We start from the raw sequence: 14,465 nt of genomic DNA, 5'->3' as shown, positions 1-14,465 counted from the left end.
GAACGACGAACGGGAGCCGACCGCACTGGATGAGTGCCGGGTCGGCTCCCGTTGGTTTGCCGGTCCGGACTCAGCCGAGTTGGGTCACCCGCTGGGTGGCCCGGCCGACGATGGCGCGCCAGGCGTCCTCGCTGAAGTCGAAGCTGCCCGAGGGGTTGGCGAGCAGGTAGACCATCCGGTTGCCGACGACTGCGAGGCCGACCCGGAAGGCCACAGTCTTGGAGTCGCTGATCCGTTGGGTGACCAGGTAGCTGGTGGCGGTGAGGCTCTTGCCGTTGGCGGCGGCCGCGGTGACGGCGGCCTCCTTCACCGAGGCGGTGCGGGTGCGCTTACCGCAGCCGGCGAAGTTCTGGTCGAGTTGTTTCGCCAGGGCGGCAGCGCTGGACTCTTTCGGGAACGTGTAGATCGCCTCGTCGATGCCGAAGCCCTCGGGAGCCTTGGGGTCGTTGGTCAACAGGTAGGTGCGGTGCAGCGCCGTCGAGGTTCCGGACAGCTTGTTCAGGTCCAGGTCCTCACACTGGCTGCCGACCAGCTTGGGTGCCAGCGGGTCGGTCGCCGTCCATCTGCCGGAGCCGGCGGTGGGCAGGGAGAGGTCCACCCAGGCCAGCCAGCCGCGGGTTTCGGTGAGGGGCGGCGTGGTGGCGACGGCTTTGACCGATCCTGGGCAGGCGCCGGCGGCCGGGCCACACTGCCGCCGTTGTGAGGGCACGACCGCCGTGGCGAGCGCGGCAGCGCTGAACGGGTCGGTCTTCACCGCGGCGGCGTCCAGGATCGACAGGAACCGACCGGTGCGGACGAACAGCAGCGTGTGGGTGACCCCGTCCGCGGTGCGGAGGGTGAGGGCGTCCGCGGAGTCGGCGAGTCCGGTGACCCGGTCGGCGGAGAGCAGCAGTCCGTTCTCGCAGGCGCCGGCCTGGGCGATGAGCGCCTCCCGCGCCGCTGTAGCGGCTTCGGCACTCGGCCAGGACTGGACCACCTGGAGCAGGCTGCCGCCACTCTTGGTGGCCGTGAAGAGCCGCTTCAGTTCGGTGTCCGGCGAGGCGCCGCCGGTGCTGGACAGTTCCAGGCAGCCTGGCTGGAGCGGAGCCGCTGTTGTCGCCGTGGCGTCCTGCGGCGTCCAGCTGAGGCCCTTGCGCAGCTTGGCCAGTTCGGTTGCGACGATCAGCTGGGTGTCGACCAGGGCCGGTGGCGGCGTCGCGGACGCGGTAGGCGTGGAGGAGGCCGTCTCGACGGCGGCGGGGACGGCGGCCGTGGGGCTCGGACGCGCCGCGACCGACCAGGCGATCAGCCCGATCACCACCGCGACGGCGGCGATCCCGGCCACCCAGGCCAGCGCGCGCCGGCGCGGGTCAGGTGCCGCAGCGGGCGTCTCCGGAGCGAGGAACACCTCCGACACGGCATCCGGTTCGCCCGCGCCGGCCGCAGCCGGATCGGGCTCGGTGCCGTCCGAGGTGGCAGGACGCTCGGAGGCCGTACCGAACACTTCGCCAGGCGAGAACGGCGGCGACGAGACGCTGACCGCCGAGCGACGCGGAGCGGCGCTGCGCCAGTCCTCGGGCAGGTCCTCTGCCGAGAACCGCCGCCCGGCGGAGACCGGCTGGGCCGGCTCGGGCAGCGTCGGTGCCGGCGGCGGGATCGGCGTGGTCACTTCGACGCCGCCGGCCCCATCGGCGCCGGATTCCTGGGTGGGGACCCAGGACCGCGGGGCACTGCCGTCGTCGCGGGTCTGATCGGGACGTTCGTCGGCGTCGTCGGCCGCTCGTCGCGGTTGGTCCGGATCGGTGTCGCTCATCTCGTCCTCATGCTCGGCTGCGCTGGTGAACCCGGCCGAGTTTAGTGCGGGCGGGCGTGTCCCACCCGGCAGAGCCTGGCCGCTCGGCGACGATGGGTCATCATGCCGATCCGATCCGAACGCCGACGCCCTCGGGTGCGCCTCACGGTGGCCGAGGTCTCCGCCGATCAGCAGGCGGCTGCAGCGCCGGAGTTCCCGCTGCTGCCGGTGGCACTCGGCGCCGGCGCGGCGTCCGCCCTGGCCGGCTGGCTGCTGGTCGCCGGCCTGGTGATGGCCGGCTGGTTCACCGCGATGGCGATGCCGGTACCGGTCGCTCTGGGCTTCGCCGGGCAATTCTGGTTGGCCGGCCACGGTGCCGGTGCTCTCATCGGCGGACTTCCCGTCACGTTGACCCCGCTCGGGTTGAGCTGCTTGTTCGTGCTGCTCGCCCGCCTGGTCACCGGACTCGGGCTGCGCGGGACGGCGCCGGAGAACCTGGACGGGCGCGGTGCGCTGACCGCCTGGGGGCTCGCCACCGCCGGCTACGCGCTGGTGGCCTCGGTGGTGGCGCTGGCCTCCGGCGCCGGGCCTCGGGTCGGGTGGGCATTGCTCGGCGGCGCCGTGATCGGCGCGCTGGGTGCGGCGTGGTCCCTTGCCGGACGGCTGCGTCCGCTGGTCGCGATCCCGGTGGCACTGCGCGGCCTGGGCCGGGCGGTGCTGGCCGGGCTGGCCACCATGACCGCGATCGCGGCCGTCGTGCTGCTGGTCGGATTGCTGCTCGGCAGCCAGCGGATCTCGGTGATCGAGGACGCCCTGGCCCCGGACGCCGTCGGCTCCTGGCTGCTGGTCACCCTGCAGTTGCTCTACCTGCCGAACCTGCTGGCCTGGGCGGCGAGCTGGGCACTCGGCGCCGGGATCAGCGTCGGCGTCGGCTCGCTGGTGTCACCGATGCTGACCACCGCCGGCATGCTGCCCGCGATTCCCGCCTTCGGTGCGGTCCCGGAAGCCGGACCGGGCGGACCCTGGGCCTACGCGTGGTTCGCCAGCGGCGTCCTGGTCGGTGCGGTCGCCGGCTGGGTGGCGGCGGTGCGGGCGCCGGCCCGGCGACGCAGCCTGACGACCTGGCTGATCCGCGGCGCGACCGCCGGACTGGTGGTGGCGATCGTCGTGGTCGCAGTGGCGGCGCTCTCCCGCGGTGACCTCGGAGCCGGCCGGCTGATCGGGATGGGGCCGGTCATGCTCAGCCTGCTGTTGCTGGCGCCGCTGCCGATGCTGGTCGGCGGTGCGGCGTCCGCGCTGACCCACTGGCTGGTCCGCGGACGGCACCTGCCGGCGTCCGATCCCGCGGAGGCCAGCACCGCGATCATCGACGACCTGCCCACCGAGCAACTCGACGCGGACACCGTCTCGCTGGCTCGCGACTGACGCCGTCCCGGGGCGGTTGTGGCGGCGGGCAGCATCGGCGACAACCGTTAGGCTGCCCATCATGGCCTTCCGCATCGCCGTGCTGATCTCGGGCACCGGGAGTCTCCTGCAGGCCCTGCTGGACGCCCGGGCCGCCGGCGAATTGAACGCCGACGTGGTCGTGGTCGGGTCCGACCGGGCCGATGCCCAGGGCCTGCAACGGGCCGACAAGGCCGGGGTGCCGACGTTCGTCCACCCGTTCGCCTGGGGCTCCGACCGGGCCGCCTGGGACGCCGAGCTGACCGAGCTGGTAGCCGTCCACAAGCCCGACCTGGTGGTGTCGGCCGGCTTCATGAAGCTGGTCGGGCCGACCTTCCTGGACCGCTTCGGCGGCCGGACGATCAACACCCATCCCGCGCTGCTGCCCAGCTTCCCCGGCATGCACGGCCCGCGCGACGCCCTCGAACACGGCGTCAAGGTGACCGGAGTCACCGTCTTCGAGGTGGACGCCGGTGTCGACACCGGCCGGATCCTGGCCCAGGAGGCCGTCCGGGTGCTGCCCGGCGACACCGTCGAATCGCTGCACGAACGCATCAAGGTGGCCGAGCGCGTCCTGCTCGTCCACACCGTCAACGACCTTGCCGCCAAGGAGCATTCATGACCGACCGGCTGCCCATCCGCCGCGCCCTGCTGTCGGTGTACGACAAGACCGGACTGCTCGAACTCGGCCGCACCCTGGCCGGGGCCGGCGTCGAGATCGTCTCGACCGGCTCGACGGCCCGCACCCTGACCGACGCCGGCGTCCCGGTCACCCCCGTCGAACAGGTCACCGGCTTCGCCGAATGCCTGGACGGTCGGGTCAAGACCCTGCACCCGCACATCCACGCCGGCATCCTCGCCGACCTGCGGCTGGAATCGCATCGCTCGCAGCTCGGCGACCTCGGCATCGAGCCGTTCCAGCTGGTGGTCAGCAACCTGTACCCGTTCACCGAGACCGTCGCCTCCGGCGCAAGCCCGGACGAGTGCGTCGAGCAGATCGACATCGGCGGGCCGAGCATGGTGCGGGCCGCCGCCAAGAACCATCCGTCGGTGGCCATCGTGACCTCGCCCGAGCAGTACCCGTCGCTGTGCGACGCGTTGACCGCGGGCGGTTTCACGCTGGCCGAGCGGCGGGCGCTGGCCACCGTCGCGTTCCGGCACACCGCCGCCTACGACATCGCGGTGGCGTCCTGGATGGGGGAGGAGTTCAGCCCCGGCGCCTGGCCCGCCTGGATCGGCGGCACCTGGCACAAGGTGGGCGGGCTGCGTTACGGCGAGAACTCGCACCAGCAGGCGGCGCTCTACCGCTACCCGGGCGGGCCGTCCGGGATCACCGGTGCCGAGCAGCTGCACGGCAAGGAGATGAGCTACAACAACTACACCGACGGCGACGCCGCCTACCGGGCCGCCTACGACTTCGCCGAGCCCGCGGTGGCGATCATCAAGCACGCCAATCCGTGCGGCATCGCGGTCGGCGCAGACGTCGCCGAGGCGCACCGCAAGGCGCACGCCTGCGACCCGGTCAGCGCGTTCGGCGGGGTGATCGCCACCAACCGTCCGGTGTCGGTGGAGCTGGCCGAGCAGATCGCCGAGATCTTCACCGAGGTGGTGATCGCGCCGTCCTACGACGACGGGGCGCTGCAGATCCTCAGCCGCAAGAAGAACATCCGGCTGCCTGCAGGCGGCGCCCTACGAGCATCGCGAACGGCAGCTGCAGCCGATCTCGGGCGGCGCGCTGTTGCAGCAGCCCGACCGGATCGACGCCCCCGGCGACGACCCGGCGAACTGGACGCTGGCCGCCGGCGAGGCCGCCGATGAGGCGACCCTGGCCGACCTGGCGTTCGCCTGGCGGGCCTGCCGGGCGGTGAAGAGCAACGCCATTCTGCTGGCCGCCGGCGGCGCCTCGGTCGGGGTCGGCATGGGTCAGGTCAACCGGGTGGACTCCTGCCGCCTCGCGGTGGAGCGGGCCGGCGACCGGGCCGCCGGCTCGGTGGCGGCGTCCGACGCCTTCTTCCCGTTCGCGGACGGCCCCGGCATCCTGATCGAGGCCGGCGTCCGGGCGATCGTCCAGCCGGGCGGTTCGGTGCGGGATCCGGAGACGATCGAGGCAGCCGAGGCGGCCGGCGTGACCATGTACTTCACCGGTACCCGGCACTTCTTCCACTGAGGTGCCGGCCAGCCGTGGCACGATCGGAGCCATGACCACGTCCGAGCGCCCGCCGAAGAGTCCGGTGCAGCAGGTGCTCGGCCAGTGGCCGCTGGCCAGCGTGCTGCTCGGGGTCTTCGCCGGACTGGTGGTGGTGGCGTTCAGCCATTGGCGCACCGGCAGCACTCTGATCGGGCTGTCGATCACCATGGGCGGGCTGTTCCGGCTGCTGCCGAATCGCCGGGTGGGTCTGCTGGCCGTCCGGAACAGAGCGCTGGACACCATCGTGCTGCTCGGGGTCGGCATCGGGATCACGGTGCTCGCCTGGGCGGTACCCGCCCTGCGCAACTGAGTCGCCGCGTCTTTCGAGCCGGGGATCGGCTAGCGCGCGATGACGTGCACAGCCGTGCGGTTCGCTGACACCGACGTCCTGCTGTACGCGATCTCGCGGGATCCGGCTGAGGCAGGCAAGTCAGAAGTAGCGCGCGTCATCCTGGGCGGAGGTGACGTCGGGTTCTCGGTGCAGGTATTGCAGGAGTTCCATGCGCAGGCGACGCGCGCCAGCCGGCCGGATCGGCTGTCGCACGTGCAGGCGTACGCGCTCGTGGAGTCGTTCACCCGTTTCCGTGTCCAGGAACTGACCCTGCCGATCGTCCGAGCGGCGATGCAGACACGTGATCGCTTCGGGCTCTCATATCGGGACAGCGCGATCATTGAGGCTGCCCGTGCCCTCGGCTGCGACGAACTGCTCTCCGAAGACCTGAGCGACGGACAGGATTACGACGGCGTCCGGGTGGTCAATCCGTTCCGCTGACCGGCGTCTGCGGCTGCGGGGGACCAGGGAAGCGCTGATCAAAGCGGGTTTCGCTGGTTGAGCCTGTCGAAACCGTTGCCAGAGCGGTCTCGCCAAGCTCGACCAGCGCTTCCTTGGCCGACCTCACGGACGAAGTGCGTGCAGATTGGCTTTGACGATCGCCGCAACGCCGGCGGCGTTGGGGTGGTCGCCGTCGTCGGCCAGCAGCGGGTCGGGAGTGTGGGTGAACACCGCTCGCAGGTCGACATAGCGCGCGCCGGCCGCGGTGGCTGCATCCTCGATGGCCGAATCCACCGCCGCGGTGACCGAACGGCTCCAGCTGAGCTGCGGCCAGCCGCCCTGGGCCAGCGCCGTCTGTCCGTCGGCGAGGATGTTCCAGTAGCCGTCGACGGCGAGAGTGAAGCGCCGGCCCGCCTCCAGATTCTCGACCCGGCGCAGGATCTTGGCCAGCCGGGTGCCCACCTGCTGCGCATGCGGCAGGTAGCAGGACCGGCCGCAACCGGTGCGGCGCCAGGTGTCCAGGTCGTCGGTGAGGTCGTTGGCGCCGATGATCACCACCACCACATCGGCGTGCGTCACCTCGGACATGGTGCGCGGGTCGTTGGTGAGGTCGTCGAGCAGGTCGTCGGTGGTGGCCCCGGACTCTCCCAGGTTGACCTGCTTGACCGGCACCTTCCAGGACGCCTCCAGCGAAGCGGCCAGACCCGCGGTGATCCCGTCGCAGTCGCAGTTGGTGCCTGCCATCACCGAGTCGCCCAGGCCCACCACTCGGATCGGCCCGGACGGCGTCGGCAACGCCGTGGCCGGTCCGGACGCCACGGCGGCGCTGGACGGCGTGATCGTCGGGCCGGACGCCGGCGGCGAACTCCCGGCGCCGCCGGTCGGCAGCCAGCCAGCAGCGGCAGTGCCGGGCGTGCTCAGCGTCCAGGCCGCCGCCAACGCCAGGCCGACGGCTACGATCACGACGACCACTGTGGTGGCCAGCATGCGCTGCCGCGTCCGAGCAACCATCAGCCCAACACGCCCTGCGCACCGAGCCAGTTCAGCGCCTGCGGCAGGTAAGGGGCGTAGACGTGGTAGTTGTGGCCTCCCGCCGGCAGCATCACGACGGTCACTCCCGGGTCGCCATGGGTCTCCTTGGCCATCGCCCCGGTCGGCCGGGCCGACCAGCCGTCCTGCTTGCTGGCGACCATCATCAGTTTCGTGCCGCGCAGACCATGCTGGCGGTAGAGCCAGCTGGCGGAGTTCTGATTCCACAACGCCTTGTCGTTGCCGAACAGGTCCCCGGTGGTGTCATCGGTGTAGGGCACGTAGTCGCCGGCCAGTGCAACCGCCGCCCCATACCGGGTGGGGTTGCGCAACAGCAGTTTGGCCGCGCATTGAGCGCCCGCGCTGAAGCCGATCATCGACCAGTGCCGCCCCATCGGCTCCACCCGGAATCGGGGCAGCACGGCGTCCGGAACGGTGTGGGTGACCCAGGTTCCGGCCTGCGGGCCGTTCGGCACATCGACGCACTCGGTGTCCCGCGGCGGGCTGATCATGATCGGCGGAAGGACCGCGACGAACGGCTTGACCCGCCCCGAGGCGATGGCCTCGCTGGCCACCGTCCCGAAATCGAAGTGCGTGAACAGCAGGCTGGGCGAGGACGGCTGCCCGGGCAGGACCTCCACCACCGGGTACCTCCGCGGCGCGGAGGCGTCGTAGCCGGGTGGCAGCCAGACCAGCACGTCGTCGGTGACCCCGGCGTCGGTGCGGACCGGCAACGTCTCGATCCGTCCGGAGCCGGCGTTCAACGTGGCCGGATCGAGGTGCTGCGGTGCCTTGTCCTGGATGCCGAACAGGTCGGACCAGGAGGCGTAGAACTCGTACTCGTCATTGACGTACAGGAACAATGCGAACATCGCGGTGACCTGGGCCAGCAGCACCACACCGAGTCGTCCTGCCACGGACAGCGCGCGGCGCAGCGGGCCGCCGAGGTTGTGCCGACCTCGTGACCAGAGCCAGACGACCAGCAGCGGAAGGATCACCGCCGCAACCACGGTCATCACCTGCAACGGACGTCCGGTCAGTTCGAACATGATGCTCACCCTTCGCCGCCCGCGTGGCGGGCGCCGAACTGAATGTAGCTCGCGACTACGAGCGGAGAAGCTCCGCGGGGGAATCTACGACTGTCGTCGGAGGCTGCGGGACGCGGGGTAGCCTCCGGTTGGGCGCGTCGCGGACGCGGGACTGGAGTTGCTGGAGTGCCGGGTCAGGGAGATCGGACGAAGCCGCTGTGGGGAGCCCGCTGGGTGACCGGCGCCTATGCCGCGTCGACCGTTATCGCGGCGATCTCGTGGCTGTTCGGACATTGGGGACACCAGCGTTTCTACTGGTTGGAAGAACTGGTCACTCTGGCGAACATTCCGCTCTCCCGGACCATCGCCTCGGTGGCGCTGCTCGCCCTGATCACCGCGGCACTGGTGCTGCGCAAGCGGGTGGCGCTGATCGCGGTGATGGTGTGCCAGCTGATCGGGATGTACCTGGGGCTGAGCCTGTTCATCAACGCGCCGGTCAGCCCGTGGCTGCGGCCCTGGCGGCTGGAGCACACGCTGGCCGGTTGGCTGGACATCGCCTCCGTGCCGCTCGGCGCCGCCGCCTTGGTCTGGCTGTGGACGCTTCGGCCGGCGTTCCCGGCCCGGGTGCGGCGTGGCTCGGTGCTCCGGGCCGGCCTGGTCGCCGTGGCCGGGCTGATGCTCAGCGGGATCGTCGGCTACCTGCTGGTGGCCGGCCACCCGGGCGGCCCGGGAACCACAGCGGACGAGCTGGCGGCGGTGTTCGCCCGGCTGTTCGGCGACACCGGTCCGCTGAACCGGGCGATGCTGGCAGCCGTGCCGTCCTGGGTGCCGGAGGTGACCTCGCTGCTGCTGACGGTCACTCTGCTGGCCACCGTCGCCGTCTTCCTGCGGACGGCGGACAATCCCACCAGCTGGTCGGGAGAGCGCGAGTTGGCGATCCGCCGGCTGATCCGCGACCACGGCGCGGCCGACTCGTTGGCGTACTTCGCCACCCGCCGGGACAAGTCCTCGATCTTCAGCCCCGACGGCCGGGCGGTGATCACCTACCAGCTGATCGCCGGGGTCTCGCTGGCCTCCGGCGATCCGGTCGGCGATCCGCGATCGTGGCCGGCGGCGATCGATGCCTGGCACCGCGAGTTGCGCGAATACGGCTGGATCCCGGCGGTGTTGGGCGCTTCCGTCGAGGGCGCCCGCGCGTACGCCCGGGCTGGGCTGCGGGTGCTCCCGCTCGGCGATGAAGCGGTTCTGGAGGCGCGCCGTTTCGCTCCCGCCCCCGGCGTCCGGCGGGCCGCTCAGCATGCTCGGCGGGCTGGGGTGCGGGTCCGGGTCTGCCGGCAGTCCGAGTTGCCGGCCGAGGCTGTCGCGGAGCTGTCCGCACTGGCCGATCGATGGCGGCACGGAGGCACCGAGCGGGGCTACTCGATGGCGCTCAACCGGGCCGGCGACGCCGCCGACTCGCAACTGCTCTTCGTCCAGGCCTCGGACGCCGCGGGGCGCCTGGTCGGACTGCTCAGCTTCGTGCCCTGGGGTGCCGCCGGGTTGTCCCTCGACGTGATGCGGCGCAGCCCCGACGCGCCGTCCGGAGTGACCGAGCTGATGGTCAGCCAGCTGCTCGCCCAAGCGCCGGAGCGTGGCGTGCAGCGGGTGTCGCTGAACTTCTGCATGTTCCGCCGGGTGTTTGCCCAAGCCGAGGAGTTCGAAACCGGCCCGCGGCTGAACGCCTCGCTGCTGGGCCTGCTGGACCGGTTCTGGCAGTTGGAGCGGCTCTACCGGTCCACCCGTGAATACCACCCGGACTGGGTGCCCCGGGCGCTGTGTTTCGACGACCGGGTCGGGCTGCCGCAGGTACTGGCGGCGGTCGGTGCGGCGGAGGGTTTCCTGCCCTGGCCGTGGCGGTCGCGCGCCGAGTCCGGGCATCTGAGTGCGGCGGAACTGGAATTGTTGGCGGGGTTGGGGACGGCCCCCGAGCCGGTCGCGCCGGCGCCGGCACGAAGCGTGCAGAGCAGGGAACGACTGCGCCATCTCGCCACGTTGGCCGCCCTCGGCCGCGGCCCCGCGCCCGATCCGGATCCGGCGCTGGACGTCGACGTGGCCCGGATGCTGCGCGAGCCCTGGTTGCCCGGCGCGGCTGTGTCGTGCTCGGGCCGGATTGAGGCGATCCGCGACCACGGCGGGGTGGTGTTCGCCGACCTGACCGGTGGCGGCGCCACCGTCCAGCTGGTGCTCGAGGCGTCCGAGCTCGGCGAAGCCATCACTGCGTTCCGGCGCTATCTCGATACCGGGGATCTGCTCACCATCGGCGGTGTCGCCGGCAACTCGCGGGCCGGCACTCGGTCGGTGCTGGTCCGGAGTTGGCGGTTGGCCGCCAAGGCGGTGTTGCCGATCCCGTTCGGCGGGCTCAGCGATCCGCGGGCCCGGGCGCGCCAGCGCTCAGCCGACCTGATCGTCCACCCCGAGCAGGTCCGGACGCTGCGCGAACGAGCGGCGGTGACGTCGGCGCTGCGCGGCACCCTGGACGCCGACGGCTTCCTCGAGGTGGAGACGCCCGTGCTGCAGCCGGTGCACGGCGGCGCGACGGCGCGTCCGTTCAGTACCCGCAGCAACGCCTACGGTCAGCATCTCTATCTGCGGATCGCGCCCGAGCTCTACCTGAAACGCCTTGTCGTAGCCGGTTGCGGACGGGTATACGAACTGGGCCGGAACTTCCGCAACGAGGGCGCGGACGCCACCCACAACCCGGAGTTCACCTCGCTGGAGGCCTACCAGCCCGGTGGCGACTACCGTACGGTGCAGACGCTGACCGAGCGGCTGGTCCGCGCGGCGGCGACCGCCGTCCATGGCCGGCCGGTGTTGCCGCCGGCCGGATCGGGTCAGGAGTGGGTCGACCTGACCGGTCCGTGGCGCACGGTGCCGGTACTCGCGGCGGTGTCGGACGCGGTGGGCGTCGAACTCAGCCTGTCGACCCCGATCGGCGAGCTTCGCCAGGTGGCCCGGCAGCACGGGGTCGTGGTCGCCGAGCAGTGGGGCGCCGGTGCGGTGATCGAGGAACTGTACGGCGAACTGGTCGAGCCCGTGACCGGCCCGCCCACTTTCTACATCGACTTCCCCGAGGAGACCTCGCCGCTGACCGCCGCCCACCGGGACACCCCCGGCCTGGTCGAGCGCTGGGATCTGGTCGTCCGCGGCATGGAGCTGGCAACCGGATACTCCGAGCTCACCGACCCGGTCGACCAGCGGGAGCGGCTCACCCGGCAGTCGCTGCTGGCCGCCGGCGGCGACCCGGAGGCGATGGAACTCGACCAGGACTTCCTGGCCGCCCTCGAACTCGGGATGCCGCCGACCGGTGGCCTCGGCATCGGCGTGGACCGGCTGGTGATGCTGCTGACCGGGCTCAACATCCGCTCAGTGCTCAGCTTCCCGTTCGTCCGGCCGTCCCGGGAGCAGTAGCACCGGACTTGGTACGCGGGGACGGTTCTTTCGGTCCACCTGGCACCCGAGGCTGGTACGCGGGGACGGTTCTTTCGGTTCTTTCGGTCCACTTGCTCGACCAACGAAGATTGGCGGCCAGGACGCGATCTCCTATTGGGCGAACCTGGCGAGCGCGATGGTTCCGGCAGTGGCCAGCGCGAAACCGAGCCCGGCGAGCGGTCCGAGGCCAGGTCCGACCCGGTCCCCGAAGAGCAGCAGGCCGGTGATCGACGGCAGCACGACCTCGATCACGAACGAGATACCGGTCACCGCGGTGACCGGTCCCCGCTGCAGGGCGATCGCGAAGAACACCATCGCCAGCACGCCGCCGGCGATCAAGGACCACAGCAGCGGGTGCGCCAGCAGCTGCGGCGTCACCGGTAGCGCGCCCAGGCCGCGCGAGGCGACCCCCACCACGCTGAACCCGAGACCGGCGGCTATCGCGAGTACGATCCAGGACCGCCGGCCGGTCCGCCGCAGCCCGGCCGCTCCCACCAGGGACGGCAGCGCGCAGCTGGCCAGGATCGCCCATTCCACGCCCAAGTCAGCCGCGACGGGAGTATCCGCGCTGGCGCTCAGGGCGAGCAGGACGAGTCCCGCACCCAGCGTGCCGAGTGCCGTCCAGTCCCGCTTGCCGAGCCGGGCGCCGCGCAGTGCGGCGATGATCGCGGTCACCCCGATGGACGCGGCCATCACCGATTGGACCAGGAAGAGTGGAAGCTCCCGGGCGGCGACCACGTTCGCGACGAACGCGACGCCGTCCGCGCCCAATCCGAGCAGATAGGGCAGCTGGGTCACGATCGCCGCGATCCCGGAGACGCCGGTCACCGTCGCGGCCCGCTTCGCTCCGACCGACTGCAGCACCGATCCGATCCCGTAGCCGAGGCAACAGACGACCGCTGCCACCCAGCTGACCACCAGCATCCGGCAAGTGTGCCCGATCCGCGCGCCGTCCGACTGACCGTGGGCTCGCGACCGGGTTGGTCGATCAGATCAGGCCGAGCTCGGAGACCGCCTGGGCTTCGTCCTGCAGTTCGGCGACGGTGGCGTCGATCCGGCTGCGGCTGAAGTCGTCGATCTCCAAGCCCTGGACGATGCTGTAGCTGCCGTCCGCGGTGGTGCATGGGAACGAGGAGATGATCCCTTCCGGGACACCGTAGGAGCCATCCGACGGCACCGCCATCGACACCCAGTCACCGGCCGGCGTGCCGGCGAGCAGATCGCGCATGTGTTCGACGGTGGCATTCGCCGCCGACGCGGCGGACGAGGCGCCGCGGGCGGCGATGATGGCCGCGCCACGCTTGGCCACGGTGGGAATGAAGTCGTTCTCGATCCAGGCCTGATCGTCGATCAGCGTGGCGGCGTTCTTTCCGTCGACCTCGGCGTGGAAGACGTCCGGGTACTGGGTGGCCGAGTGGTTGCCCCAGATCGTCATCTTCTTCACGCTGGTCACCGGCACCCCGGCCTTGGCGGCGAGCTGGCTGACCGCGCGGTTGTGGTCGAGCCGGGTGAGCGCGTTGAACCGCTCGGCCGGAATGTCGGGGGCGTTCTTCATCGCGATCAGGGCGTTGGTGTTGGCCGGGTTGCCGGTGATCAGCACCCGGACGTCGTCGGCCGCCACCGCGTTCAATGCCTTGCCCTGCGCGGTGAAGATGGCACCGTTGGCGCTCAGCAGGTCGCCGCGCTCCATGCCCGCGGTACGCGGCCGGGCGCCGACCAGCATCGCCAGGTTGACCCCGTCGAACACCTTGGTCGGATCGTCGCCGATCTCGACCTTGGCCAGGTTCGGGAAGGCGCAGTCGTCGAGCTCCATCACGACCCCTTCGAGCGCCTTCAGCGCCGGGGTGATCTCGAGCAGCCGCAGCTCGACCTGCCGGTCAGGACCGAGCAGCGCACCGCTGGCGATGCGGAACAGCAGGCTGTAGCAGATCTGGCCGGCCGCGCCGGTCACGGCGACCTTGACGGGTGTGCTCACGGTGATTCTCCTCAACGACGAGTGGTGACGGATTTCACGCTATCAGCGGTGGCTGACACGCGTCCGGCGATCCAGTGGACGCAGCTCGCCAGGCCGAACGTTGGTGGCCGGGGCACTAGGCTCCAGCCGTGCGACTGCTGCTGGCCCGACATGCCCGAACGGCCTCGAACGTGGCCGCGCTGCTCGACACTGCGCCGCCCGGGCCGGAACTGGACGTGGTCGGGATGGCGCAGGCGGCCACCCTGGCGGAACGCCTTGCCGGGCAGCGGATCGAGGCCGTCTACAGTTCCGACTTGGTCCGCGCTGTGCAGACGGGCGTGCCCACCGTCCGGGCTTTCGGGGTGCCGCATCACGAGCTGATCCAGTTGCGCGAGATCGGCGCCGGCGAGGACGAGATGTCACCCCACCTGCAGCGCTACGTGATGGCGCTGCGGTCGTGGGGCGAAGGCGACCACGGCGTCCGGATCGTCGGCGGCGAGGACGGCGCGGAGTTCCTCGACCGCTTCTCCGACGGCATCGGCCGGGTCGCGGCAGGCGGTCATGACGTCGCGCTGGTGGTCAGCCACGGTGCCGCGATCCGGACCTGGGCCGGGTTCGCGATGCCCGAGGTGCACCGGATCCTCGGCGCCGGCGGGCTGCCGAACACCACCGTCATCGTCGCCGACGGCGACCCGGACAACGGCTGGACGCTGCGGGGGATCGACTTTCCCGCGGCCGACCCCCAGGACGGCTGGGCCAATCTGCGCTGAGCCTCCACGCAGTGTGGAACCGGCGACCCCTGGTAGTTGTCG

The 14,465-nt window shown here is 71.3% G+C and carries 11 protein-coding genes and 1 pseudogene; 7 read left to right on the top strand and 5 right to left on the bottom strand.

All coding sequences use genetic code 11. From position 1 onward, the window contains the following. Positions 1 to 70 precede the first annotated feature (70 nt). Complete coding sequence (locus QM711_RS11915; RefSeq protein ID WP_415099573.1) at positions 71 to 1,792, bottom strand: hypothetical protein; 1,722 nt, start codon at positions 1,790 to 1,792, stop codon at positions 71 to 73. 102 nt (positions 1,793 to 1,894) lie between these two features. Here QM711_RS11915 and QM711_RS11910 point away from each other — a divergent pair, with 102 nt between their 5' ends. From QM711_RS11910 to QM711_RS11890, 5 genes and pseudogenes are all read left to right on the top strand, one after another. After that, positions 1,895 to 3,196, top strand: coding sequence for a DUF6350 family protein (locus tag QM711_RS11910; RefSeq protein ID WP_415099571.1), 1,302 nt, complete (start codon positions 1,895 to 1,897; stop codon positions 3,194 to 3,196). Between the two features lie 61 nt (positions 3,197 to 3,257). Next, the gene (gene purN, locus QM711_RS11905) at positions 3,258 to 3,836 is read left to right on the top strand and encodes a phosphoribosylglycinamide formyltransferase (protein ID WP_415099569.1); all 579 of its coding nucleotides are present in this window, start codon (positions 3,258 to 3,260) and stop codon (positions 3,834 to 3,836) included. Continuing rightward, positions 3,833 to 5,381: pseudogene (purH, locus tag QM711_RS11900) on the top strand (bifunctional phosphoribosylaminoimidazolecarboxamide formyltransferase/IMP cyclohydrolase). The gene purN and the pseudogene purH overlap by 4 nt, the downstream one beginning before the upstream one ends. Positions 5,382 to 5,412: 31 nt before the next feature. After that, a complete protein-coding gene (locus QM711_RS11895; protein ID WP_415099567.1) occupies positions 5,413 to 5,712 on the top strand; it encodes a DUF3017 domain-containing protein in 300 nt (99 codons plus the stop codon). 54 nt (positions 5,713 to 5,766) lie between these two features. Continuing rightward, positions 5,767 to 6,174: a PIN domain-containing protein gene (locus QM711_RS11890; protein ID WP_415099565.1), complete on the top strand. Its 408-nt coding sequence runs from the start codon at positions 5,767 to 5,769 to the stop codon at positions 6,172 to 6,174. 123 nt (positions 6,175 to 6,297) lie between these two features. On the opposite strand, the gene QM711_RS11885 is transcribed toward QM711_RS11890, so the two are convergent. Both QM711_RS11885 and QM711_RS11880 read right to left on the bottom strand, forming a co-directional pair. Beyond that, positions 6,298 to 7,137: an SGNH/GDSL hydrolase family protein gene (locus QM711_RS11885; RefSeq protein WP_415099563.1), complete on the bottom strand. Its 840-nt coding sequence runs from the start codon at positions 7,135 to 7,137 to the stop codon at positions 6,298 to 6,300. Positions 7,138 to 7,184: 47 nt separating this feature from the next. Next, a complete protein-coding gene (locus tag QM711_RS11880; RefSeq protein WP_415099561.1) occupies positions 7,185 to 8,252 on the bottom strand; it encodes an alpha/beta hydrolase in 1,068 nt (355 codons plus the stop codon). A gap of 165 nt (positions 8,253 to 8,417) precedes the next feature. Between QM711_RS11880 and lysX the strand changes: the two genes are divergently transcribed. Continuing rightward, a complete protein-coding gene (gene lysX, locus QM711_RS11875; protein WP_415099559.1) occupies positions 8,418 to 11,678 on the top strand; it encodes a bifunctional lysylphosphatidylglycerol synthetase/lysine--tRNA ligase LysX in 3,261 nt (1,086 codons plus the stop codon). A 132-nt stretch (positions 11,679 to 11,810) separates the two neighbouring features. Here the strand turns inward: lysX and QM711_RS11870 are convergent, their stop codons facing one another. Further along, the gene (locus tag QM711_RS11870; RefSeq protein WP_415099557.1) at positions 11,811 to 12,623 is read right to left on the bottom strand and encodes a hypothetical protein; all 813 of its coding nucleotides are present in this window, start codon (positions 12,621 to 12,623) and stop codon (positions 11,811 to 11,813) included. Positions 12,624 to 12,687: 64 nt separating this feature from the next. Continuing rightward, entirely contained in the window at positions 12,688 to 13,674 is a 987-nt protein-coding gene (locus QM711_RS11865; protein WP_415099555.1) for a malate dehydrogenase, read from the bottom strand. A gap of 128 nt (positions 13,675 to 13,802) precedes the next feature. Between QM711_RS11865 and QM711_RS11860 the strand changes: the two genes are divergently transcribed. Continuing rightward, entirely contained in the window at positions 13,803 to 14,423 is a 621-nt protein-coding gene (locus QM711_RS11860) for a histidine phosphatase family protein (RefSeq protein ID WP_415099553.1), read from the top strand. Positions 14,424 to 14,465: the final 42 nt, after the last annotated feature.

Origin of the sequence: Micropruina sp. (genome assembly GCF_047602385.1) — a bacterium.
Lineage (GTDB): Bacteria > Actinomycetota > Actinomycetes > Propionibacteriales > Propionibacteriaceae > Micropruina.
Note: the sequence above shows the minus strand (reverse complement) of the source record. Positions and strands in the feature narration are given on the sequence as shown.